The organism is Bradyrhizobium sp. sGM-13, assembly GCF_018398875.1.
GTDB lineage: Bacteria > Pseudomonadota > Alphaproteobacteria > Rhizobiales > Xanthobacteraceae > Bradyrhizobium.
Genome location: NZ_JAGWDK010000028.1, coordinates 18,682 through 44,329 on the forward strand (window position 1 = coordinate 18,682; position 25,648 = coordinate 44,329).

A 25,648-nucleotide genomic window follows, 5' to 3' on the forward strand; every position below is an offset into this window, starting at 1 on the left:
TACACGAAAATGGCGCGGATGACGTGGTGTGCGATACGCCATTAGCTTAACAATGCTATCCTCATCGCAATGGACGGCGATATGAAGTAGTTTCCGAAACGCTTCGGCATCCAGCCACGCCAGTACCAGTTGACCGACTTAGTCTGATATGGCTGTGCTGTAATGAAGTGCTTGCAGCAAAACGGCCTGATCGGACAATCAGTCCCATTGAGCATGAATGAACGTTCCGCGGAGATAAATTCTCTCGCCGCCTCTGGATCGAACTCGGCGCGCACCAACTTCGGACGAACAGGTGAAAGCAATCGATTCCGGCTGGACGCAAGCTTACGTCGCTAAAGGCGCGGCGCCCATCCTCCGGCATCGTCCCGTCGCCCTCGTCTGGCAGGCCGGCTCCGCAAAGAGCGGAAGCCGATGCAACGCATCATGAGATTGGGAACCTGGCTGGAGCCGTAACCCGTTATCGCATTGTCCAAAGCTGTTACGGGCTCCGCGCGTTCGCGGCTCGAATTTTCGACGGTGCCGTCTCGGGCATCATCAGCATGGCGCAGAGCCCGGCCGCGGTAGCGACAAGCATGTACCAAGCCGGCGCCAGCGCGTTCCCAGTAACGTGGGTCAGCCAAGCGACAACGAGTTGAGCTGTGCCTCCGAAGGTCGCTATCGCAACCGCGTAGATCGTCGCGAAGGCGCCGCCGCGGATGCTCTTGGGCATGCCTTCGACCATACCAACATAGAAGGCGCTATACGGAATCGTTCCGACGAGGGTGAGCGCGCCGAGACCTCCGAGAAGCGCCATGGGACTGCGGCTCTCTACGATCCACAAGAACACCGGATAGGTCATCAGCAGCGCGGCGATCTGCGGCCATATCATGATGGGCCGGCGTCCGGCCCGATCTGCCAGCCAACCGCCCAAGAGTGCGGCAGCAATGCCTACTGCATTGCTGACGACCGTGGTCGCAAAGGCGAGAGGCGCGGCAACTTGCAGGGTGTTCAGTGCATAAGTCGTCATATATTCCGTGACATAGGTGATAATCGTGCAACTGGCCAAAATGATCAATCCCAAGCTCATCATGCGGCGGCTGGCACGCAATTTCCTTGCGGGCTCGACGGAGAGGGCCGGCGCTTCAGGTCGGTGCAGCGTTTCGGGCAGGGCCCTGCGCAACCAAAATCCGACCGGTAACGTACAGGCACCGAGCAGAAACGCGATCCGCCATCCGTACGCATCCAGCGACTCGCTTGTCATGGTGAGGGAGAGTATTTCTCCGACCAGCGCTCCGGCCGTTGCAGCTATTTGTTGGCTAGCAGGCTGAAACGAGACGGCAAGGCCCCGGCGTCCGGCCGGGGCCACTTCCATCAGATAGGCGGTCGTCGGACCGACTTCGCCTCCCAGGGCGAAGCCCTGCACCAAACGCGCGAGAATAACCAATAACGGAGCGGCGATACCTATCGTGTCGTACGAAGGCGTCACAGCCAACACGAGTATAGCGGCACTCATCATGACAAAACTGGCGGTCATTGCGGGCCGGCGTCCAACTCGATCCGAGTATGAGCCGATCACAATGGCCCCGATGGGTCTGGTGACGAAACCCGCTCCGAAGGTCATGAGCGACAGCATAAGGCTGGCGAACTGATCCTGCGCCGGGAAGAACGCGTGACCGATCTGGATGGCGAAAAAGCTATAGGTCCCGAAATCGTAGAATTCGAGCATACTGCCGATCGTCGCGCCCAACACGGCATGGCTAGTCAAGCCTTCATCTGCCGCAAGGAGGGTCGGCTTCGAGCTTCGCTGAGTGAATTGTTTAGCCATGCATGCTGATCCGTCTCGAATGCGGTCCTAAAACAATTCGACCAACTATGTGGAGCACCTTGAGCTCTCATGAGCAAGAAGCGGGTTCGCGCGACTCACCATCGGCGCTGAAATCAGGAATATCAATCTCTCGGGCGATTTGCCGGACCCGACGATTGCTGCGATCAAAAGGGTTCTACTCGAGCACAAAGTCATCTTCTTCCGCGGCCAATGTCATCTCGATGACGCCTAGCAGGAGCGATTCGATTCCGTTAAAGCTGGTGTCGCATCCGACCTCGGTGTCACCAAGGGAACGGCCTCGATCCTCGAGCTTGATTCCGCCCGCGGAGGTGGCCAGGCCGATGGGGCACGTCGATGAACCTTTGCCGATGCCTATCATAAGATTTTGGTGCTGCGAGCCGTTGTAATCCCACCATTTGGCGGCGATACGGTCCGGTCAAACACCGCGGCCGCTTATCTCGACCTGCCGCCGCCGCTGCAACGGCTTGCAGACGAGCTCTGGGCGGTTCACAGCAACGTCTTCGACTACGCCGGAATGGCCCGTGTCCACGAGGTCGACAAAAAGCATTTTGACGACGTCTTCACCAAACCATCTTCGAGACCGAGCATCCCGTGACAATGCATTGGGCCCCGATGATGTCCGTTGTCAGGTCAACCCGCGTGCTCGATCGCTCTTGAAGTTACGGTGCCGGAGCGCTCGTCTGAGCTCAGCGAACTGGTGGAACATGACGAACAGCGCGATCATTCCGGCGCCCAGTTCAGCGATTGCTTGACTGGCCAACAGGCCGCTGAAACCCCATACGACCGGGAATAACAGTACGGCCGGTATGAAGAGAAAGCCCTGCCTCGCCAAGGACACAACCGCACTGAGGCGTGCCCTCCCGAACGACTGAAGCATCGTCGTCACGAAACTCTCAATACCAAAAAGTCCAAAAAAGAGATGGAAGACGATGCAGGTCGAGACGGCAATTTCCGTGACCTTATCGCTATCGCTGAACAGCCTGACCAAAGGCCGGGCAAAAATCACAACAGCCGCAGAATACGCAACGGCAAGAGCAATAGTCATGGAGAGTATGAACTTCGCAGCCTTCAATACACGAGCAAAGTCGCGCGCGCCCCAACCGAAACCCAGGACAGCTTGAGAGCCTATACAGAAGCCGGTGATAGGCAGTGCGCCGATCGTCAAGATTCGCACAGCTATTCCCACGGCCGCGATGGAATCGTCGCCGAACGGCGCAGCAGTCCAGTACAAGAGCATAACGGCAATAGCAGATAAAATACTGGTCATAGTCGCCGGCGCCCCTATGAGCGCGAGCTGTCTGATGCGATCTGCTCGCAATGAGATGTGAGATATCCTGACGAGGACTATCCCGCGAAGCTTCGTAAAATACGCGATATACAGGCTAATAGCGGCGATCTGAGATACCAGCGTTGCGAGGGCTGCGCCTCGCACACCGAGGTCCAGTAAGAATATGAAGACGGGATCAAGCACAGCGTTGAGTACGAAGGCGGTAATCATCGTCCACATGCTGAATCGTGTGTTGCCTTCGGCTCTGACGATGAAGCCGTTGACGATGTTTAGAAGCATCAGGGTGTACCCGAACAAAAGCGTCTCCGCGTAGTCGAGCGCCACGGGCATGATGGTTGGAGTGGCCCCGAGCGTTACGAAGATCCCTCGCAGATTTAGAAGCAGAGCGACGGTAAAGGTGATACCGATCGGAGCGGCGAGCGCAAGTGCAGTACTCGCGCCTCGACTCGCCTCCAGGTGCTCACCAGCGCCAAGGTGACGAGATATCAACGACGCTGTTCCAACACCGATCCCCTGTCCGGCTGCCGCGAGCAGGACCACGATCGGCAAGGTCATGCTGACAGCTGCGATCGCCTGCGCGCCAAGTGCGCCAACAAAGACCGCGTTGACGGCCTGCTGTAACGCGTTGATCGATAAGCCAACAACAGACGGAATGGCGAGCCGCAGGATAAGGCTCGAGAGATTAGGGTCCGATAGATCGATGTGCTGCTTTTTCTTCGGCAAGACATCGCGATCGCCCTCGACGGCGAATTCCGCATCCGGCTCATTCATGGATGAAAGTGTCGCGAGCTCTTCCGAATTCGCTGATCGTCTGCAACAGCTCCTGCTGCAATACCGTGCAAAGATTGCGGGTCACCTCATAACCGACCTGGGTTGGATTATACGTCGTTTCGATCTGGAGATGGCCGGCTTGATATCCGACATCGAACCAGAAGAGGTGAATCACGGCCGCTTCATCCATGTCTGCGCCGATCCAGAGTGGAGAAGGTTCCTTGGCTAAGAGACGGCGCGGAAAATGGCGCTGCAAACCCGCTCGATAATTCAATCCAATTCTGGGTAAGGGCAGGCGATCGATCCGGCTCCGCACGGCTGGATCTCGGTTTAGGAATTTCATGGCCCGAAAGCCTATTCCCCTGCGCGGCAGGGCATTGCGCTGGCGGTATATTGAACGAGCACGATCGGGACGGGGCTCCGTTCCGGTGAGACTCAAGGGAAGCGGAACGAGCTCGCTGATATGGCCGATGATCTGAGATGGATCGAGATCGTCAAACAGCCGACCTCGGATTGAGGTAAGGCTATCAATCCAGAGCGAATAGTTGCCGAAAACGCGTCCAAAGGCGCCAGATATTGCGGCAAGAAACACATCAAAGTCCTGACAATGTGCCGATCTGGCTGCAATATTGAGGAGATCAGCTGTCGCTTCTTTGTCAATCTCGAGACGGTACTTGGCCTGATCTTCCCAAAGGGATCGGCAATTCGCTTCATCGATGCGACCTTCAAGGCGTGCATAGTGAAGCTCTCTCGCGGTCACTTTCGAAAAACTCGCGCCGCCCGATGAAGTGTCGCTGACGTGCAAATTGAACTGATGGTAGTCAATCCTCTCCCAGTATTTGAGTTCGGCTGGCGCTTCGCTGTTGGCGTAGCGCTCAAGGCGCTTCAACCATGGAGAGAGCATTTGTATGTTCTCGGGACCACTCACGGCGTGGCCTGAGGCAAGGGCGTTGTACGCCCTATCCAATGCTTCCAGGAACAGTCGATAGCCTATCCCGTCCGCTACAAAATGATGCATCAGGACCAGCAGGTAGTAATCGCCACTTTGCGATGTGCGGAACACCGTGACGTTAACGAGAGGCGTCTGGCCGTCAAACCGAAAGGTATGTTGACGTCTTGCTGAGACGCTCTCGATTGCCTTACGCTGCTGTAGGTCGGTCATTCCGACAAGATCGATCTCCTCCACGAGGCGCTCGGCCACGGAAGGTCCGATTGTCAGACGTAGACCATCGTCAGTTCGGGCAATACGGAGTCTGAGACCTTCGTGCCTATCCATGACATGGGCAAGGGCGCGCTCCAGGATTCGGATATTCAGGACGCCGCCGGGCAAGAAGAACAGATCGCCGATGTTGAAATGCTCATCGAACCCGACAAGACGGTTCCAAGATGAGATTGCCGGGATAACTGGCAATGAGGCATCCGCGGAAGGGAAGGTATGGAGTGTAACCGCCGCTCCGTCTGCCGCCAATTCCCTGACGGTCGGTGTTCGATAGAGTTGGTCGACAGTGAGAGTCAGTCCGGCTTTGCGCGCCAGCGTGACGCAGCGCACGCTCAGAAGAGAGTCTCCGCCGATATCAAAAAAGCTCTGATCGATTCCGACCCACTTGGCGCCTAATAGATCCTGCCAGATCCCAGCAAGAATACGCTCCTTCCTCGTGCGTGGCTCAGCAGATGGAACAGGCCCGACCTCGCGGTAAGGAACGGACGACAGGCGAGCACGATCGATCTTTCCGCTCGCCGTAAGGGGGATAGTGTCAACCAAACGGAAGGCGGCGGGAATCATGTAGGACGGCAATGTGTGGCGCAGGTGGGTGACAATATCTCCAGAGCTTAGACTGTCGCGAGCCGGAACCACGCTAGCCGTCAAGCGACGATGGTCATTCATGCCTTCTGCGACGACCGCGGCCTTTGCGATTGCCGGATGAGACTCAAGGGCCGTTTCGACCTCCTCCAGCTCGATGCGAAAGCCCCGTACTTTGATCTGGTTGTCCGATCGGCCGCAAATCTCGAGAAGGCCGCTGGTTGAGATACGGGCGATATCGCCACTTCGATAAAGAACGCTGTATTGTCCGTCATCATACGGATTCGGCACGAAACAGCGGTTGGTCCGATCTTGATCCCGCCAGTACCCAGCGCTCACGCAGCGTCCCGCGATGCAGAGTTCGCCGGCGACTCCGACAGGGACTCTCTTCAACTGTGCATCGAGCACGTAGAGTTTGACGTTATCGATTGGGCGCCCAACAGGGATGAGCGACGAGCCGTCGTAGGCATCCGATGTTTCGTAGATTGCTGCATTGGATGCACATTCCGTAGCACCATAGAAGTTCCACAACGGCACGTCCGGGAAATGCGCGTGCCAGCGACCCGGGAGCGAGGAAGGCATCGGTTCCGCGCTGCTCGTGACCAACCGCAAGGCGGTCGGTCGCGGGTGCCGTTCTTGGGAAGCAATGAGGCCGGATAGGAGCGGCGGCGAGGCAAATAAGTGTGTCACGCGACGTCTCGCGAACGTGCACAACAACAGATCTGGATCCAGCAACTGCTCTTGGGTCAAGATCAGCGCGGGCACACCTCTCAGAAGTCCCCCAAAGTACTCCCATGCCGACGCAACAAGTGATGCGGACTTCTGGACAACCATCACGTCGGTACTGTCGAAGGGAAAGCGTCGCCACATCCAGTTCAGTCGATTGAGAATTGCCGATTCCGGTATAAGAACCCCCTTCGCCTTCCCAGTTGAGGACGACGTGTATATGAGGCTCGCAATTCCCTGATCTGATGGTTTGTCGCTGCGCTCAAAATCGTGCACGGGCGCGCCGCACCCTTCAAGGGTCGATAGACGGATCGACGGCACGTCAAAACCAGGATCAGAGGTATTTGCGTGAACCAAAAGCTTTGCCTGACTATCTCGCAGGATATGTTCGATCCGATCACGCGGATAATCCGGCGATATGGGGACAACAATGGACTGCAAGGCTCGTGCTGCAAGAATAACAGCGGCCACGTCAGGCGACCGGTCGACCAGCATGGCGACCATATCGCCAGCCCCCACGTCAGAAGCCCGCAGTAACAACCTGATAGCTGTTACGCGCTCACGCAGGTGGTCGAATGTGATCTCACCGAAATCACCAAAATATGCCACCTGGCTGCTATTGGAGACGCTGATTTGCTCGAACGCTTCGATAAGCGGACATTCAGTCTCATATGGCTGCGCCGAGCCATTCAGCGAGTCCAGCACAGTCACGTCTGACGCGCTGAGGCAGCTCAGATCTTTAATGTGCGCAAGCGGCCTCTCAACGCAGGCTGCAATCAGACAGCGCAGATTGTCGGCCATGCGGACAATCAGATCGCTGGAAAATATGCCTTCCGCATACGCTAGCTGGAGGGCAATTTCATCGCCGTGATCTTGTGCGTACAATGTCAGATCGAATTTTACATAGCCGGTCTCATATTCGCGGAATGTCAGATCCAACTCATGTTGGCCAAATGGCTCCGCGGCCTCGGAGTACATGTTGAACATGACCTGGAAGAGCGGTGATCGTTCAGCTTCGCGATATAGCCGGGTATCCCTTACCATCCAGCCGAACGGATATGCCGAATTTGCGATGGCATCGCTGACCAGGCCCTGGATGCGCATGGCATGAACCGCAAAGGACTGGCCGACATCGATCGCGGTGCGGATTGGCAGCATATTCAGGAAAAAGCCAACAATTTCGGCGCTGCCAGGTTGATCCCGTACGACGTGCGGTATGCCAACGATAATATCGTCTTGGCCGCTATACATCCGCAGCAGCAGCTTGAAGCACGCGAGGAGTGTTGTCGACGTGGTGCACCTATGTCGGCGCGCAAACTCCCGTACCTGATTGGAGAGCTCGCTGCCAAGCAGCACCGCATGCGAGGCGCCGCGGTAGGAATTTGTCTGCGGCCGCGCTCGTCCCGCTCCAAGCGAAAGCACCGGCGGATCATCGCCAATCTGACGACGCCAATAGCTACGCTGGTTGGCCAGCGCCTCTGAAGTAGCGTGTTGTGTTTCCCAGACCGCGTAGGTCGAGAGTGACGCGCGTTTCTCTGGCAAAAACGCCGCGGCATCTACGTACCTTTGTCGAAGGTCCCTGAGTAGAACAGAGATCGACCAGGCATCGATGATAATTTCGTGAGCGGTGATCAGTATGAGATGGTTGTCAGGGCCAAAACGGATCATGCGCGCGCGAAAAAGATGGCCTTGGCTGAGATCAAAGCTGCCGTTCAGCTCTGTTCGCCGTAACTCTGCGACCAGCTCCTCAGCTTCCTGCGCCGTGAGATGAGATGCATCAGCCAATTCAAGACTTGCGTATTGAGGAGCATCAAAAAGCTGAACCGGACCGTCCTCGTCGATAAAGCGTGCCGAAAGTGCCTGATGGGAATGAACGACATCGGTCCAGGCGCGATTGAACGCCGCCAGATCGATCATGCCCCTTATCCGCAGGCCGCCTTGAATGATGTAGTTCCTGGCAGACGGATCGAGCTGCGAGAGAAACCATAGGTGCTCCTGAACTCGCGTCAGAGGCGATCGCATAAGCTTTCCGTACGTCGGGGCTGTGCGCGGTTTGGAGCCGACCCCGGCCGAGATCGAAGCCGCAAGAGATCGGATCGTTCCATTGAGGACTAGCCTGAAATCCGTTCTCACTCCGAGCTGGGTCTGCAACTGGCCCAATATGAGCATTGCCCGGAGCGAGTCTCCGCCGAGGCTTATGAACTGGTCCTTCACGCCAATGTTCTCAATACGCAGAACGCCGGCCCAAATTTGACACAGCTGGGCTTCGAGCTCTGTTTGCGGCTCCTCGAATGGAGTCGACAATGGAGGGCGAACACTGGTCGGGTCCGGCAATGCCCCAAAATCGACCTTTCCGTTTCTGGTCAGTGGAATACTGGCGAGGTGGATAATCCTTTCTGGCAGCATGTAGGTGGGAAGCGCTTCGGCAAGAAAATTCTGAAGCTCGCCTTCCGTTACTTCAGCCGGAGTTGACACATACGCGATGAGTCGTCTCGATCCAGTTTCCTCCTCGGCCCTGGTTATATCTCTCGCCATAAGCTTTACGCCTGCGCAGACGGAGGCGACCGCGACGGCGCCACGTACCAAATGATGAGCGGAGAGGCGGGCCTCGATTTCTCCCAGCTCAATTCTGTGCCCGCGGATTTTGACCTGACGGTCCCGTCGACCGAGACATTCCAAAAGGCCATCGGAACGAATGCGCGCGAGATCACCTGTCCTGTATAGGCGCTGGAACGACGGGTCGTTTGAGAACGGGTTTGGCCCAAAGGCATCCTTGGTGCGGACATCGTCATTGACGTAACCAGCAGCGACACCAACGCCGCTAACACAGATTTCGCCGACCTCTCCCTTGTTGCACAGCCGCGGTCCGTCGGCGACATAAACCTCAAGGTTAGAAATCGGTTTGCCGATCGGCACATAAGGGTCAGCCAGCGCAGGCGCTACGGAAACCAGATGATGCGTAACGCCGTCCGCGCACTCGGTCGGCCCGTAATGATTGAGAATGGGCACCCGGGGATATAAGGCAAGCCACGCGCGCGCCAGTCCGGGTGTTAGAGGTTCTCCGACCGTTGAAATAATCCGCAAACTGTCCAGAGCTCGCTCAGCCGCCGCAAGCGACTGCAGATATTCAACAAATATTGCAAGCATCGACGGAACGAATTGAACAACCGTCACGCCGTATCCTTGAATTGCTTTGAGAAGGGATACTGGCGATTTCAGTGTCGCATCATCAATGATCGCGATACAGCCTCCGACGCAAAGCCCTGCCAGAAGCTGCCACAGCGAGATGTCAAAGCAGTGCGATGCCGTCTGCGCGATGCAATCCGTCCGAGTGAGGGTTAGGGCATCAATCTTTGCCACCAAATGATTGTTTAGGGCTGCGCGCTCGATCATTGCGCCTTTAGGCTTGCCCGTCGAACCCGACGTAAACAGAATGTAGGCGAGTCCATCCTCGCGCGATGGTGGCACAACAGGCGAAGTCTGGCCCTCGCGCAGCGCCGCCTCTATCGCCATGAATTGCGTGGTGCCTTTGCTGCTCGCCTGAAATAGGCTGAGCGAATCCGGCTGGTCTGGGCCAATAATCAGCGCGCAGCGACTCTGCTCGATCATGAATGATGTGCGCGAAGCCGGTAACGATGGATCGAGCGGCAGGTACGTTGCTCCAGCCCTCAAAATTGCAACTACCGCCGTCGCCCAGTCGAGGTCCCGCTCACCCCAATAGCCAACGACTAAGCGGTCAGCGCCCCGCTCTCGTAACGTCCTTGCGAGGGCATCCGATCTTAATCGCAGCGCTTTGTAGGTGAGTTCGTCTGCGCCGTACCTCAGCGCAACCCTCTCCGGATCCGATCTCGCAACGCGATCGATCGCCGAGATCGCGTCCGTCGGTTGACGTTCTACAAGCGGATTTTTGCCTGATCGAGTTTCCGCAGGCAACGCGTCCCGCCATTCGTCGCCTTCTGCGGCACTTAAAGTAGAATACCGAGGATCCTCGGTTGAGGGTGTCCATTGCGTAACCACCCTGGTGCTGCCAGTCATGGTGTGCCGTTTTGTCCGTTTCTTAGCTTCTCGTCCTTTGCGTTCACTACTGTTTCCTCGATGATCGGCAGGGGAACACGGCCGGACGCTAGGGCCTCAAGCTGGCGTTGGCATCTACCGGATCTGGTAGTAGACACGCGGGTAGTCTGCATGGCGCCCGTAACCAAACGCGTCCAGAGACTCGCTCCGGCTTGTGATTTCTTGCATTTGTAGGCGCCGGGACAATGGTTTTGTGCGCTCCTCATGAAAGCGGATTTGGCGCTCGCCGGGCTGCAGGTCGTCTGCGACTCGAATGTGCAAGAACCAACACGGAGGCGTGTTACCGTTTTCCACGAGGCCGGCGTTGTTTGTATAGCCGCCGAAGGGCAGTCGTTAAGCGCTCAAACGTGTTGACGCTCTTGGCTATAACGAGAGCTATGGGCGGCGTAACGAGTCGTGGGCGTGCAGAACCATCCACCGGGAGGTCCTTGATCTGCTGATGTTCGCAGTCGTCCGCCTTGGTGCACACGAAAACGCGCTCAGAAGCGTTTGCTGTGAACGGCAGGCGACGTCCAGTCTACCCGAAAGGGCGTACCGATACGGTTTCCGAACCGGAATTGAATTGCGGATGGCGCCTTCGCTTAGCCTCCACGAGACGCATGCTCGGCAACTCCCTTTCCTAGAGCAGAACCGATGCGAATGATGTTGCAGCAAAGCCACTTAGCACTACGGCGAAGCCGGAGCCGGACTGTTATTATCACGCGGATATTCGTGCTAAACTGGAAGACGCTGATGATGAGCCTTTCCTGCGCGTGTCGCGTTGCGTGATTGATCGCTCGTGGCGATTTTCCCACGAGCGGACTTCGACAACGCGCGGCATAGCAGGTGCGATCCCTGTGCGGGTAGACGGGTCTAGCGTCCAGGCCGGCTCCGCTCGTCGGTAATATCCATTGGCGTTCACCGTTTCGCATGAGCCTCGATAGGTGAGATCGAAATTCTGTCCAGGCGAACAAAAGTCTCCTTCTACTGCTGCAGCGAAAAAGGCGGCTTCCTGCTGCGCAGCATACTGTCGGACGCTACAGCGAGATTGTCAGCTTCAAGACCATTGTCCACAACCTGACGCATGCACCCGGTACGAAGTAACTGGAGACCCCCCCAATTTCCAAGCGGCACGCTGCTTGCTTCAGTCGCGGTGCTATCACCGATGCCAGCTTGAAGGCGCTCGGTTGTGGATCGGGAAAGCGCCACGGAGTGTTTGATGCGATCTGGAGTTCGTTTTTGGGGAGCGACAACGACTGCGCTGGCGGCAAGCGGTGCAGCCAATTCGGCGGACCTTGAGCCAGCAGTACAACTGCCATCGGCCCTGTGGAGCTGGTCCGGAGGATATATTGGCGGGCACGTAGGCGTTGGTTACGGCCAAAAATCCTTCAATAATCCCTACGGTCCGTCAGTCTATGGCGGCGGCGTCGATACTCCTGTGTTCCTGGCAGGCGGCCAGATCGGCTACAACTGGCAGAAGAATAGCTGGGTGTTTGGCCTCAAACTCGATGCCAGCGGTGCTGTCTCCAACGGCACAGATACCTGCCTCGCAGCCTCCGGCACAGTAATGAGCGCAAACTGCAAGGCAAGTCCAAACGTCTTTGTCCCCGGGGCCGGTCGCCTCGGTTACGCTTTTGGCGCGGAGGGCCACACGCTGGCCTACCTCAAGGGAGGCGTGGCTTGGCAAAGCAATCAAGGCGACGGCATCAATAACAACGAGTTTGGCCGATGTCGGCGACGGCGCGCTCGACGTCTACAAGGCGCTCGACTTTCCCGGCACACGCCACCAGCGATGCTGGGTGCACAAGACTGTGAACGTCCTGGAGAAGATCCACTCTCTGTGCAGGCCACCATGAAGAAGGATTTGCGCAAGGTCTATTGGGCGCGAACCGAGCGTCCGCCGAAGCGGCGATTGACGTCTTCGCCGAGAAGTATTGGGCCAAGTACGGCCGGGCGATCGAATGCCTGGTCAACGACCGCGACGCACTGCTGGCCTTCTACGATTTTCTTGCCGAACATTGGGATCACTTGCATACCACCACCAATCTCATCGAGAGCGTATTCGCCACGGGGCGATACAGGACCGTGCGGGCGAAGGGCTCCTTGTCGCCAACCAACGCCAGGCCGATCGTGTTCAAGCTGGTGATCGCCGCATCAAGGACTTTGGCGGCGGCTCAACGGCACAAATCAGTCGCCGAAGGTCGTCGCAGTTGTCAGTTTCAAGGACGGCATTGCGGGCATCCAAGTGCCGGCAAACCGAGCGCCTGATCACCTCGTCGCCTAAATCCCTAATAGCTCAGCTATTGGGCCGATAATTCAATGGAGATTTCTTAATGACTATTGATAATGAGAGGGAAGCCCCACCGGCTCTGTCCACCGGTGCGACGCATATGCTCATCGAGCTATGGGGAGCGAAGAACCTCGACGATCCGGCCATTGCGGAAGACGCAATCCGAAAAGCCGTCCGCGCGGCGAGTGCGACATTACTCCACCTTCACGTTCATAAGTTTTGTCCGGGTCACGGCGTCTCCGCAATAGCCTTGTTGGCTGAATCGCACATTACCTTACATACTTGGCCTGAGAGGTCCTACGCGGCCGCTGATGTTTTCGTATGTGGCAACAGCGATCCTGCGAGCGCCGTGCCAGTTCTAGTTGAGGCGTTTCAGCCCGAACAGTCTGACGTTCGCAGCTTCCGGAGAGGTGTGTCAATCAAGCCGACGCGTTGAAGCAGATGATCGATCTCATTGGAATAGCCGATCATGTTTCCGACCGCCCGGGTGAGGTTATCGAGCTCACTGCCGCAATCGAAAAACATCTTGGGCTAACCTCTAGCATGAAGGCTTCACCGCGAGGCTTTCGGGTGTGAAAGCTTCACGCAACTTGTTTATGATAACATCTTTGGTGCTCATGGCGGTGGCGGGCATAATTTGGCATCCGCTTTCCGTCAATGGCGTAGTCGAAGGAGAGGTATTCGCAATGTCAGGACTCGAAGCGTTTAGTATTGCGTAGTCAAAGTCAGCCATGCCGATCGATTCATCAAAATTCTTCGACTCCATTCGCATCAAGCCTACCAAGGTGAGTGCGAAGCGCAAGGCGCAGGCGGGTCAGGAGGCCGTCACCTGCGAATGGGCGGGCTGCCAGAACAAGGGCTCGCACAGCGTGCGGAAGGGGGACGAGAACGCGCGCGAGTACTGGCACTTCTGTCTCGACCATGTCCGTGAGTACAACCAGTCCTACAATTTCTTCCAGGGCATGAATCCGGAAGCGGTTGCGCGCTACCAGAAGGATGCGCTGACCGGCCATCGCCCGACCTGGAAGATGGGCGCCAACACCAGCGCCAAGCGCGGCAAGGGCAACGTCGAGGAAGACCTCGGCGGAGCCGCCGATCCCTTCAACGTGTTTGCCGAACTCAACGGCCGCGCCGGCTGGCGGCCTGGCCCCGGCGCGCAGGGCAAGCGCGAGACCCGCACGGTGATGAACGCCGAGCGCAAGGCGCTGCAGGTGATGGGGCTCACCGCCGAAGCCACGCTCGGGGACGTCAAGGCCAAGTACAAGGCGCTGGTGAAGCAGCACCATCCCGACGCCAATGGCGGCGACCGCTCCAGCGAAGACCGCCTGATCGAGATCATCAATGCGTACAACTATCTGAAGACCGTGGTGCGCGAGGCGTAGCGCCCCGCGCGTCAGACCCGTAGATGGGGTAACGGGCCCCGCCTTCCAACCCAGCCGCGCTCGCTCCGGCGCTGTTTGATGCGCGCGTCGCGCGGCTTGGTTGGAAGGCGGTCGTCCCTCACATTGATGGTGTAGCGGAGTCGAGGCCAGGCCTCGCTCCAAGCATCGAGGAGAGACGACCATGGACCATTATGCCGGAATCGACGTGTCATTGGAATGCTCGAGCGTGTGCGTTGTCGATGCGAACGGGAAGATCGTGCGGGAGGCCAAGGTGGCCAGCGAACCGGAGGCGCTGATCGACTGGTTCCGTTCGCTCGGGTTCGATCTCGCCAGGATCGGCCTCGAGGCCGGGCCGCTGTCACAGTGGCTTTACGCGGCAATGAAGCAGGCTGGCCTTGCGGTCGAGCTTTTGGAGACACGCCACGTGAGCGATGCCTTCAAGGCGATGCCGGTGAAGTCGGACCGCAACGACGCCCGCAATATCGCGCAATTGATGCGGCTCGGCTGGTTCCGGCCGGTGCATTGCAAGTCGATGAGTGCGCAGGAGATCCGCGCCATGCTGACGGCGCGCAAGCTGGTCCAGAGCAAGCTTCAGGACGTCGAGAACAGCTTGCGCGGGATCTTGCGTGGCTTCGGCTTGAAGGTCGGCAAGACGACGAAGCGCAGCTTTGCGGCACGGATCAGCGAGCTGGTGACCGGTCACCCAGCCCTCGAGGCGGTCGCTGCGGCGATGCTTGCGGTTCACATGGTGCTGGTGCGCGAGTTCAACAGCTTACAGAAGCGGGTGCGGGCGATGTCGCTCCTGGATGCCAGGGCCAAGCTCTTGATGTCGACGCCGGCCGTGGGACCGGTCATCTCGCTGACCTATGCCAGCGCCATTGATGATCCCTCCCGCTTGGCGTCGTCGAAGCGGGCGGGGCCGTTGTTCGGACTGACGCCGAAGAAGTATCAGTCGGGCGAGACCGACTACACCGGTCGCATCAGCAAAAACGGCGACGCTGCCGTGCGCGAGGCGCTCTATGAGGCCGCCCACATCATAGTGACCAAGCCGATCAAGGGCTGTGCGCAGCTCAAGAACTGGGCGATGCGGATCGCCCGCCGCGGCGGCATGAACAAGGCTAAGGTGGCGCTGGCGCGCAAGCTCGCCGTCATCATGCTCCGCATGCTGAAGGACAACGTTCCCTTCAATCCGGCTGCCAAGGTGACCGCCATGGCGGCCTAAACAGGAGCAAAATAAGTTTTCGGGCGGGTCACGACACCAGCCTTCCCGAAGCGAAGTCCCTTCGCCGGGACGATGGATCAGGCCAGGCCGTCATCCGGGTTGTCGACGCATCCAACGATGTGATCACGCTTCCGTAGATTGGCCGGCCTGCTCCTCGCTAGCACCCCATCAGGCGACGGCCACCGCGCCGATCCCGTACAGAAGCACGTTCCCGGCGAGTGGATGACGCAAAAAGGGATTGACTAACGAAGGCCCGTTACAGAAGCCCGGATGAAGCGCAAGCGTAATCCGGGCGTCTCTCTCGCAGATAGATTAACCGTTCCCGGACTACGCTTCGCTCCATCCGGGCTACGATGTCATCCGTTAAGAAGCCGATTCAAGAGGTGACCGGTCGCTGGGCGGCTGCGATGAGGGCGGTCAGGAAAGGCACCAAAGAGCCCTCAGCCAAGCGAGGATGCGGCGGAAGTTGTGGCCGATGGCGGAGAGGATGTTCTTCACGGACGACTCAATAAATGAGTCGACTAGAAAATGCACTTATTCAATGTGCTTCCTCAGTCGGATGAGCGAGTATCGCATCAAGATCACCCATCTTGCCATCCTCAAATCGGAGCGTTGCACGCAAAGCAGACTGCTTGCGCGCACTGAACGCAGCACGACTGGAAGTACGCACCTGTTAAGTGGGACAATGACGAATTGATACTCTTTGAGATAATCGAATCCATTGCAGATGCGCATAACTCCACTGGAACGAACCAGTCAGACGCATGAGAAATCCCCAACTTGCCAAGAATGAGGGAACCAATCCGTCCGAAGCTGGCGCGATTTGCCCGCGGCGTATAGCGCCGACTCTCACTCGTTCGGCGTTGCGGGGCCTCTCGCAGATCGGTCGAACCCTAAAGTAGAGGCAGACCTTCCCCCGATTTAGATTAATGAAGGTTATCGTAGTCTGACTGCGACCTGGACATCCAATTCAAGAAAAAGAGATCCAGCTCCGGTCGCAGGATTACTGCATGGAGCCGGCCCCAATCGTCATTGGTAAGTTCGTCGGGCCACATCTGCGCGCCGTGAAGCACGCAATAGATGCGAACAGTATCACCGTCGACCAGGTAGGCCGCGACATAAGTGTGCGCGGGATGACCAACTCGCGCGTGCCAGCGACGCGCCCCGGGCCGGCCACTGTCAGGAAAGTCGAGCAGGCGCCGCGCGGCATCGGCAATCTGTTCATCAACATGAACCGCTGCACGGGGATTCTCGGCTTCGATGTAGCTGAAAATGCCATCGAGATCGGACAGCGCGAATCGCGACCAGACGAGTTCCACCGTTCATGCTCCGCCACTTTTTCGAAGCGCAGCGGTACGGCGTTGCGCGAAATGTGCTTCGACCTCGGAATCATCGAGATCGGGCCGGGTATCCGCCAGTGCCTGGCGCACCTCCGCACGGATACCGTGCCATCGTCGCCTTCGAAGAGGTTGGCGTAGATGGGCGCGGTGAGGGACGGATCGTCGAGCCTAACCGAGTAGTAGGTGCGGTTGTCCTTCGAGGTCCGGCGCCAGGCGGCACCGATCTCGACGCCGGAGACGATCACGCGCAGGTCTGGCGCCTTGTCGCTGGTGGAGGCGGGATCGCTGGGGACGAGGCGCGCCTTGGCGTTGATCGCAAGCGTCTTGATGATGCCGGTGTAGGTGCGATCGTTGCTGCGGGTGAACGAACCGATCTGGGCCGTGGTTGTCATTCGGCCTGCAATATTGACCCCTAGAACGGCTGATCGCATAACCAACCACACGGCGCAACCACGCGTCGAGAATGACGGCTACATAGACGAAGCCGACTGCGTTCGCGACGTAGGTAATGTCGACGACCCGCAGTTGGTCGGGCCCATTAACGGTCATGTCCTTCGCACGATTGGGATACATCGGCTGGTCGTGATCGCTATCGGTCGTTGCGACATGGTGGCGACAGACCTCGGCTGGAGACCATGCTCGCGCATGAGGTGCTTGATTTTCTTGCGATTGACGATCATCCACCGCTGCCGCAAGGCCGCTCGCACGCGCCGCCACCCGAAGCATTCGAACTCCTCGCAAATCGCCGCCATCGCTGCGACGATCGCGGTGTCATCGGTCGTCGCCGGCAAGGCCTCGTAATACGTCGAGCCGGCAATCCCCATCAGCTGGCATCCTTCCGCGATGGAAGGCCCGACGGGCCGACAATCACGGATGTAGGCGCACTTTTCGGCCGCGGTCTGCTGTTCATAGCGGCAGCTATCCGCGCCTCGTACTGCCCGACCAGGTCGGCCGCGACGGCGGCCTCATCGAGGGCGCCGGCCTCGAACTTCTGGACCCAAATGCGGATCAGATTACGCGACAGATCGTAGCGGTTCGCCAGACCGTGCAAGGTCTCGCCGGCGAGAAACTCTTGCGCGACCTGACGTTTGAACTCCAGGCTGTGAATTCGATGCTTGGCAATGGGCTTCCGTCCTTCAAAAGCCCGGCATAGCGGTCAAACCTTAAATTCAACCCTGTCCGGGTCCAGGGGCCTACTCCAATGAGGGGGCAAGTTTGGGAGCGGATTAACGGCCTGATATCTCCAGGACTGCGCATTCAACTCGTAAAGCCCTGGTTCAAGCTTGACGCGTGTTGCAGTGAGCATCATCCATTGGTCGTACCCAAAAATGGGATCATCCTTTCAAGAATTTCGGCTCCGTGAAGTTTGATTTTCCAGGTGAGCGCGTCGTCGAAGCTGGGCCATGTCGGTGAACGGTGTCCTGGTCGACCGCAATCCTGATCGGAGACCCGTTGATCGAAACCCAGCCGACCAATACGTTTCCGTCCCACTCCACGCCACTAATTTTCTCGCTCGTCATCGTTCAATCTATCTCCAGGTCGGAGTTTCATCGAAAAAACGCTCCGTCAAGTGACTGTCGACGGCCAGAGTCATTGAGCATGTGAGTAGCGCCGAACTCGTCCGTGGGCGTGTTCCAACACAGCACTGCCGCTGGCCTCTCAGGACAGTGTTTAAAGCCGGCCACTTGTCGACCCAGGATCGATACGAGGCGGTGTGCGTAGAATTTGGGACAAAGAACGTGTGGCATAAACCGCGAATTCGCGTAAGAAAAAACATTTTTGAGTTCAGGCGAATTGCTTGCGCAAAGTATCGCGCCCGCCAGCACCTTTCGATTTCCAGTGGCATGGAGAAATCCCGCTAGCGCCAAGGCGCTGGAGCGAGCTTCCGTTTCCCACTTGCGGACGTTTGCCGACGCGTAGACAGTCTTCAGGTCGTCGTCCGTGAAATATCCCGAAGCGATTGAATGGCAATAGAAATGGCAGGAATTCCTGCGATTGGATTTGCCGGAAATTGGGGCTCCGGGGTCGATTTTCTTGCGAATTGAGGTTGGGGATTGAACGAAGCCGCTGGCGCGGCATTTGAGGAGAGGTAGCAACGGTCGTCGCCTCCTGTCTGAGAGGATCGAGGGTTTTCAGAGCCCAACCCTTCAGACAGGAGGTTTCCGATGGCCCAGGTGAGCCCTCTCCGCCGACGCATGATCGAGGACATGACGGTCCGCAATTTGTCGCCGGCGACGCAGGGATCGTATCTCAACGCGGTATCGAAGTTCAGCCGGTATTTTGGTCGATCCCCCGATCATCTGGGCTTGGGGGATGTTCATGCGTTCCAGGTTCATCTGGTGGCGACGGGGATATCATGGCCGGCACTTAACCAGATCGTCTGTGCGTTGCGGTTTTTCTACGGCGTGACGTTAGGCCACAGCACGATCCCAGAGCGCATCGCCTATGCGCGGGAGCCTCGCAAACTGCCGGTCGTACTGAAAGTGCCGACGAGGTGGTGAGCTTTCTGGAGGCGGTCCCGAGCCTAAAGAGCCGCATAGCGTTGACGACAGTATATGCCACCGGACTACGCGTGTCGGAGGTGGTTTTCCTCGCGGATATCGACAGCCAGCGGATGGTGATCCGGGTCGAACAAGGCAAAGGCGGCCGGGACCATTACTTGATGCTCTCGCCGCAGCTTCTGAAGATTCTAAGGGCCTATTGGCGGCTAACCCGACCGACACGCTGGCTATTTCCCGGCCGCGACAGTGAGCGGCCGCTTGATGCGACCGTGCTGCACGCGGCGTGCCGCTCGGCTCACATTGCAGCCGGTCTGAACAAGCGCGTTTGCACACACTACGGCACAGTTTTGCGACCCATCTTCTGGAGAACGGCGCCGACATTCGTGTCATCCAGGTTCTGCTTGGCCATGCCAGCCTGCAGAGCACGGCGCGCTACGCCCAGGTTGCCACCAAAACCATCAGCCAGACCTCGAGTCCGCTTGACCGGCTGCGATTGGAGATCCACGTCCACTGCGTCGTGCCGGGCGGCGGCCTCTCGCCCGATGGCGCGCGCTGGATCGCCAGCCGACCGAACTTCTTCCTGGCCGTCAAACCATTGTCCAGACTATTTCGCACACTTTTCTCAAACGTCTGTCCGCAGCCTTCAACTCCGGTGCCTTTCTTCGGCGATCTCGGAGCTCTGGCCGAGCCGGATGCCTTGCGGCCCACCTCGACGCCATGCGACGCATCAACTGGGTTGTGTACGCCAAGCGGCCCTTCGGCGGACCCGCCCAGGTCCTGGCCTATCTCGGCCGCTACACCCATCGCGTCGAGTTGGGCCGGTTCTGTTGAAAAAGACTGCTGTTGCAACGCAGGGGTATCAATGATTCAGTCTGTCCAATTGCAGGACTGAAGATCATGATGGGACATCGGCAAGTCGAACAGGCTGTGTTGTTCTCTGAGTTCTCGCTCGAGACATATCCCCGCCGACCACCTGCTGCGGTCGATCGACCGGTTTGTCGACCTTGAACAGGTCAGGCGGGACTTGGCGCCCTTCTACAGCGGCATCGGTCGACCTTCGATCGATCCCGAACTGATGATCCGGATGCTCTTGATCGGTTACTGCTTCGGCATCCGATTGGAGCGGCGGCTGTGCGATGAGGTCCACCTCAATCTGGCTTACCGGTGGTTCTGCCGGCTCGGTTTGGATGGCGCGGTGCCGGATCACTCGACGTTCTCCAGAACCGGCATGGCCGCTTCCGGCAGAGGCGGAATCCCGTCGCCAGGCCGCGGGCGCACGCCGAACCTTTCGGCGCAGAAGATGCGTGGAAGAAAGCGGCGATCGATGCCGCTAGGTTCGAGGCTGAGGAAAGCTCTCGATATGGGTGTCAGTTCGAAGATCATGGCCCGACTCAGTTCAGGCGGCGGCCAATGGTTAGGTAGTCCGCGGGGGCCACATCGGCTGGATTGATCAGTCGACGCGCGTCGAACACCGTTTTGCCGGCGACTCGCAACGAGGTGAGTTCGCCGTATTCCTGTGTCCGAGTCGCGATGATGACGATCTCGGCCCATTCGACTTCGCGCCGCCAGTCAGACGAGAACTGAATACGGTTCGCGGCGATTCCGATGGCGAGCTTGAAGTTCTCCGTCGCGAGCGGATCGTAACACCTGACATCCGCTTCGGCCCGCAGAAGATCGCGAGCGATCTTGATCGAGGCGGATTCTCGCACGTCGTCGGTATTCGGTTTGAAGGAGAGGCCGAGAACGAGGGTTCGTCGGCCGGACAACGCTCCGAGCTTCCGCTCGAGGGTAGAGACGATCTGGCCCGGCTGCGCGGCGTTCACGTCGAGAACGGCATTCAGCATATTCATCGGGAGGCCAAGGCTCTCGCCTTGGCTGCGCAGCGCCTGTACGTCCTTTGGAAAGCAGGACCCGCCGAATCCGCAGCCCGGAACGAGATAAGTCAGGATCTGTGGAGCAAGGCGGCCCAGGGGAGTGATCGGCGACCACCGTTTGTCGAGATAGACGCCGCGCATGACGTCGAGGACGTCGACACCTCCCACCGCAGTGCAGAGGTTTGCCATCTCGTTCGCGATGGAGATCTGGGTGGCCAGAATTGCATTGTTGGCGTACTTGATCATTTCGGCCGTGCGGGTGTTCACCCGCACTTTGTCGCAGTTCCACGGAGCGTAGAGTTCCTCGAGCCGCGCCAGCGTCCTCTCATCCTCCTGACCGATCACGATGCGATCGGGCTCCATAAAATCCTCGATCGCCTCTCCTTCGCGAAGAAACTCCGGGTTCATACCCAAGCCGAATGCCCCGAGCTTCTTCCCGGACGAGTGCTCAAGCTCTTCCCGCACTATCGTGTCCGTTGTTCCTGGGATGACGGTGCTCTTCACGACGACTGATAGGTGATGAGGAGTAGTCGCGAGATAAGCGCCAATCTGGCGAGCGCACTGCCGGACGGCGCTGAGGTCGATCGCGCCGTTCTTCGACGGCGTGCCGACAGCGATCAGGGCGATTTCCGCTGTCTCGATCGGGGCGTGTAGATCGGTGGTCGCCCGAAAGCGGGCCGATGCAAGCACTGACTTGAGCAGTTCAGGGAGACCGCGCTCATGGATATGCGGCACGCCGTCGTTAAGCTGAGCGACGACATCCTTCCGCAGATCGACGCACGTCACGTCGTGTCCCTTCACCGCGAGGCACACGCCCGAGACGAGACCCACATAACCGGACCCGACAACTGTGACGCGCATCACGCCCTCAACTCGTCGCGTAGAAAGGACAGGTAGCGGCGCACGCCCTCATTTACGAGGACCTTGGGAGCGTACCCGAGAATGTGCCGCGCCTTCTTGATCACGGGGCGGCGTCGGTTTGGATTATCGACAAGATACTCTGAGTCGGAACTCCTCTCGAAGACGACCGCGCCGCGGCGCCCGAAAACCTCCAGCGAGGCCTGCTGATAGATCTCGGCAAGGTTGTGGACGGAGATCTCCGGCCCGTCGATCCCGATGTTGAAGTAATCGTATTTCCCATGCAGGAGGCAGAGGATATAGCCTGTGATCGCGTCGGAGACGTAGCAAAAAGTCCGGGTCGGGCTGCCGTCGGAAAAAATGACAATGTCTTCTCGATTGATCACGCATCGCGCGAAATCGGCCGGGAGCCGACGGTCGTGGATGCGCATACCAGGCCCATAGTTATTGAAGGGGCGGGCGACGGTGACAGGCATGCCATACGTCTTCGAGAAGACGTAGCACATCGTCTCGCCGAAACGCTTCGATTCGTCGTAGCAGGCCCGCGGGCCCAGGCACGCGACATTGCCGCGGTATTCCTCGTCAGTCGGGATCGCCGTCTCAGCCGGATCGCCGTAGATTTCGCTGCTCGAAAAGAACAACAGCCCTTTGAGCCGATCCGAACTCCGATAGGATTCGAGCAGCCGCCGCAATCCCCAGATGTTAGCGTCAATGGTCTCGACCGGATACTGACGATAGAACGTCGGCGAAGCGATCGAGGCCATATGGATGACGTAGTCCGCTGCGTCAGCGCCGTCGACCATTCGAAGGTCATCACTGGCGATGTTGAACGTATGCGTTTTGAGCACGTCCGGAAACTCCGCACTCAGATCGGTCAGCCAGCGCGGCCGATGCAGCAGCAAACTGTCGAGCGCGATGATCCGCTTCAGACCGAGTTCGGACGCCTTTCGCGTGAAGTACTGGAGGAAGTAATATCCAAGGAAGCCCGCGCAGCCTGTGACCAGGACCGTTGCCCCCGCGAAGCATCCTCGCGGCAAGGCCGCATGGATTTGCTCGATATCTTCTTTGACGATGAGGCTGATTGTCACGTAGCGCCCCGAACGAAAGGCTGGGCGTTGTTGGCGTGAACCCAAGGGCCTCGACCGGAGACCCAGAGTTCTTCGAGCTGATCCGTGTCATGTTGCGTATCCATACAAGCCCAGAAGCCGGCGTGACGACATACGCGCAAGCCAGTGGCCCGGCGCGATCGGTGAAGGGCGCATTCTCCGGCACGAGATCGGCGTGATTTAAAAGGTAGTTCAAGAGTGACCGACGGAACAAAAAAGTACCCGCCGTTGAACCGGCTGGAGCCCTGCTTGGGCTTTTCGGAGTGCTCTCTCCGTGGTCCAAAAACGTCCATTGTGGTTGCTCCTGCGATGTGAGGTTTCCGGGCTTGTTGAAAAGCGGACCTTGCGTTTGACCGGCCGTTTCATCCGACCGGCCGACGTTTATCATCGACAGGCAACATGCTTCCGTCATCTAGATCAATTACCGGCTCTGGTAGTTGACCGGAGCACAGCATTTGGCATGCCCACCATGGAAGAGAAGACAGGCGCCGATTTTGCTGCAAACCACGTCGGCGCAAACCAGCCCGCCAACCTGATTAGAGGCGCAAAACTCTAGTTCTGAGTGGTCCAAACTTCGGTCTCGCTGCACGCCAATGATAGACTCTACCAATTTTGGGAGGAGATTGCGGAGCTCAGGCCAGTTAGAAGGATCTCGAGGCCCGTTGGAATGAGGCTCGTCGACGAAGCTGGCAAGAAGAGACCTATGGCAGGAGACGACCACTTTGCAAACGGAACGTCAGTCTTCCTGGATCGGACCTTGCTCGCTCTGTCCGCCGTAACCACCGCAGTCTCGCTTGGCTGCAATACTACAGCAGTTTCGGTTTCAATCCCGGCAGGTAGCGATATCGCAGTGCTTCGCATGGCGAACGTCACGTTCACCATAGCGCTGAGCTGGATTTGCAGCTTCCTCGTGGTCCGGGGGCCCCTGGACGGCGGGCTGGCTGCATGCCGCGGTGCTATCGGCAGGAATCGGCAGGCTCGCATTGGTCAACCCTTACCTCTAGCTGCTCGCCCCAGCTACTCCGCGCTAACGTCTCAATCACTCATGAGGCTACTGGCCGACCGGCCGGGGCGCATCCGCCGGGTGTTGGGGCGGGTCGCGGCTGGTGCTGCTTCACGGTCAGGCCGACACCGCGGCGGCCATTGCCCTCGTCGTTACGCTCTATGTCGTCCTTTGTGCCGAAAATCGCTGCAGTACCACATTCAATCCGTCGCCCCACGAGGAGCTGTTTATTTCGATGATCCGATGGCGGACTTTTCATGGCCTTTTCCATCAACGGATTTGTCCACACGCGACTCGACGCATCCGCATCTTGATGCGGACGTCAAGGGACTAGACTTATGAAGTGCCGGAATTGCCAGACGCAATTGCAACACGTGGTCCTTGATCTGGGACACGCGCCGCCATCGAACGCCTATCTTTCGGAAGCGCAGCTCCACGAACCGGAGAGAACCTTTCCGCTCAAGATCTTTGTCTGTCACGCGTGCTGGCTCGTACAGACTGAAGATCACACCGCCGCCGACGAATTGTTCTCCAGCGACTACGCATACTTCTCCTCGACGTCGCAGAGCTGGCTGAAACATGCCAGGACCTATTGCGAAAAGATCGCCGAGATGCTGCATCTGACCCGAGACAGTTTTGTCGTCGAGGTCGCCTCCAATGACGGATATCTCCTCAAAAATTTTGTAACGATGGGCGTACCATGCCTGGGCATCGAGCCGACCGCCGGCACGGCCGATGCTGCCGAGCAGATTGGCGTGCCGGTGCTTCGTGAATTCTTTGGCGCAGCCACCGCTACGAGGCTGGCGGCAGGCGGGCAGCAAGCAGACCTGATCTGCGGCAACAACGTCTATGCCCATGTGCCTGACATCAATGACTTCACGTTGGGCCTGCGTATTCTACTCAAGCAGGGAGGTACGGTGAACCTGGAGTTCCAGCATCTCAAGAACATGATTGTACAGAACCAGTTCGACACGGCTTATCATGAGCACTTCTCGTACCTGTCGCTGACGGCGGTTATCCAACTCTTCGAAAAGGCCGGTCTGCGGGTCTTCGACCTTGAGGAGCTCCCGACGCATGGCGGTTCCTTGCGCATCTATGGCTGCAACAAGGATGATCCGCGCAAAACAACGGCAGCGGTCACGGCCATGTTGGCGGAGGAGACAAGGCTGGGGCTGCAAGACCTCGGTTTGTACCTTGCATTCCAGCAAAAGGCGGACCAGGTAAAGAACAACTTCCTAGCTTTCCTGATCGAGCAGAAGCTCGCCGGCAGATCGGTCGCCGCGTATGGCGCGGCTGCCAAAGGCAATACATTGATGAACTATGCCGGCTTGAAACACGACCTGATTAGCTTTGTCTGCGACGCGGCAGCCTCGAAACAGAACAAGTTCATGCCCGGCAGCCACATTCCGATCCTTCACCCAGCAGAACTCGCGAAGCGAAAGCCAGATTGGGTGGTGATCCTGCCCTGGAACATCGCTGCCGAGGTGATGCAGCAGCATGAGCAGACTAGGAGGTGGGGCGGCAATTTTGTCATTGCGGTTCCCGAACTGAAGGTTCTGACATGAAGGTCTTGCTGACCGGCGCGATCGGTTTCATCGGGCGGCAGAC

11 protein-coding genes and 6 pseudogenes are annotated in these 25,648 nt (G+C 58.2%); 9 read left to right on the forward strand and 8 right to left on the reverse strand.

Features of this window, described 5'->3' with window-relative positions; all coding sequences use genetic code 11:
- Window positions 1-478 precede the first annotated feature (478 nt).
- Window positions 479-1,804, reverse strand: a complete 1,326-nt coding sequence (locus KJQ96_RS30420; protein ID WP_213290047.1) for an MFS transporter — start codon at window positions 1,802-1,804, stop codon at window positions 479-481.
- Between the two features lie 100 nt (window positions 1,805-1,904).
- On the opposite strand from KJQ96_RS30420, the pseudogene KJQ96_RS30425 reads away from it, so the two are divergent.
- Window positions 1,905-2,419 (forward strand): annotated as a pseudogene (locus KJQ96_RS30425) (TauD/TfdA dioxygenase family protein); the annotation flags it as partial.
- A 31-nt stretch (window positions 2,420-2,450) separates the two neighbouring features.
- Here KJQ96_RS30425 and KJQ96_RS30430 read toward each other — a convergent pair.
- Together KJQ96_RS30430 and KJQ96_RS30435 are read right to left on the reverse strand one after the other, a co-directional pair.
- Window positions 2,451-3,884: an MATE family efflux transporter gene (locus tag KJQ96_RS30430; RefSeq protein ID WP_213290048.1), complete on the reverse strand. Its 1,434-nt coding sequence runs from the start codon at window positions 3,882-3,884 to the stop codon at window positions 2,451-2,453.
- A complete protein-coding gene (locus KJQ96_RS30435) occupies window positions 3,877-10,446 on the reverse strand; it encodes a non-ribosomal peptide synthetase (RefSeq protein ID WP_249734701.1) in 6,570 nt (2,189 codons plus the stop codon). Before KJQ96_RS30435 ends, KJQ96_RS30430 begins: the two co-directional genes overlap by 8 nt.
- Window positions 10,447-12,170: 1,724 nt before the next feature.
- On the opposite strand from KJQ96_RS30435, the pseudogene KJQ96_RS30445 reads away from it, so the two are divergent.
- The 4 genes and pseudogenes from KJQ96_RS30445 to KJQ96_RS30460 all read left to right on the forward strand — a co-directional run.
- Window positions 12,171-12,748, forward strand: a pseudogene (locus tag KJQ96_RS30445) (transposase); the annotation flags it as partial.
- A gap of 106 nt (window positions 12,749-12,854) precedes the next feature.
- Window positions 12,855-13,190, forward strand: coding sequence for an adenosylmethionine decarboxylase (speD, locus tag KJQ96_RS30450; RefSeq protein ID WP_249734712.1), 336 nt, complete (start codon window positions 12,855-12,857; stop codon window positions 13,188-13,190).
- Between the two features lie 295 nt (window positions 13,191-13,485).
- On the forward strand, window positions 13,486-14,136 hold the full coding sequence (locus KJQ96_RS30455; protein WP_213253672.1) for a J domain-containing protein: 651 nt from the start codon (window positions 13,486-13,488) through the stop codon (window positions 14,134-14,136).
- A 181-nt stretch (window positions 14,137-14,317) separates the two neighbouring features.
- Complete coding sequence (locus KJQ96_RS30460) at window positions 14,318-15,358, forward strand: IS110 family transposase (protein WP_213290050.1); 1,041 nt, start codon at window positions 14,318-14,320, stop codon at window positions 15,356-15,358.
- A gap of 1,109 nt (window positions 15,359-16,467) precedes the next feature.
- Here the strand turns inward: KJQ96_RS30460 and KJQ96_RS42185 are convergent.
- The 3 genes and pseudogenes from KJQ96_RS42185 to KJQ96_RS42190 all read right to left on the reverse strand — a co-directional run.
- A pseudogene (locus tag KJQ96_RS42185) lies at window positions 16,468-16,677 on the reverse strand (type II toxin-antitoxin system RelE/ParE family toxin); the annotation flags it as partial.
- A gap of 125 nt (window positions 16,678-16,802) precedes the next feature.
- Window positions 16,803-17,090 (reverse strand): annotated as a pseudogene (locus KJQ96_RS30470) (DUF736 domain-containing protein); the annotation flags it as partial.
- Window positions 17,091-17,243: 153 nt separating this feature from the next.
- A complete protein-coding gene (locus KJQ96_RS42190; protein ID WP_213290051.1) occupies window positions 17,244-17,522 on the reverse strand; it encodes an IS3 family transposase in 279 nt (92 codons plus the stop codon).
- A gap of 1,341 nt (window positions 17,523-18,863) precedes the next feature.
- Here KJQ96_RS42190 and KJQ96_RS42195 point away from each other — a divergent pair.
- The 3 genes and pseudogenes from KJQ96_RS42195 to KJQ96_RS30485 form a co-directional block, all read left to right on the forward strand.
- Window positions 18,864-19,199: a site-specific integrase gene (locus tag KJQ96_RS42195; RefSeq protein WP_249727267.1), complete on the forward strand. Its 336-nt coding sequence runs from the start codon at window positions 18,864-18,866 to the stop codon at window positions 19,197-19,199.
- Window positions 19,196-20,030 (forward strand): annotated as a pseudogene (locus tag KJQ96_RS42200) (tyrosine-type recombinase/integrase). The gene KJQ96_RS42195 and the pseudogene KJQ96_RS42200 overlap by 4 nt, the downstream one beginning before the upstream one ends.
- Window positions 20,031-20,096: 66 nt before the next feature.
- A pseudogene (locus tag KJQ96_RS30485) lies at window positions 20,097-20,441 on the forward strand (transposase); the annotation flags it as partial.
- A 149-nt stretch (window positions 20,442-20,590) separates the two neighbouring features.
- Here the strand turns inward: KJQ96_RS30485 and KJQ96_RS30490 are convergent.
- On the reverse strand, window positions 20,591-21,934 hold the full coding sequence (locus KJQ96_RS30490) for a UDP-glucose/GDP-mannose dehydrogenase family protein (RefSeq protein WP_108522689.1): 1,344 nt from the start codon (window positions 21,932-21,934) through the stop codon (window positions 20,591-20,593).
- Window positions 21,934-23,019, reverse strand: coding sequence for an NAD-dependent epimerase/dehydratase family protein (locus tag KJQ96_RS30495; RefSeq protein ID WP_213290052.1), 1,086 nt, complete (start codon window positions 23,017-23,019; stop codon window positions 21,934-21,936). The genes KJQ96_RS30490 and KJQ96_RS30495 overlap by 1 nt, the downstream gene beginning before the upstream one ends.
- Window positions 23,020-24,378: 1,359 nt before the next feature.
- Between KJQ96_RS30495 and KJQ96_RS30500 the strand changes: the two genes are divergently transcribed.
- Entirely contained in the window at window positions 24,379-25,605 is a 1,227-nt protein-coding gene (locus KJQ96_RS30500) for a class I SAM-dependent methyltransferase (RefSeq protein ID WP_213256850.1), read from the forward strand.
- Window positions 25,606-25,648: the final 43 nt, after the last annotated feature.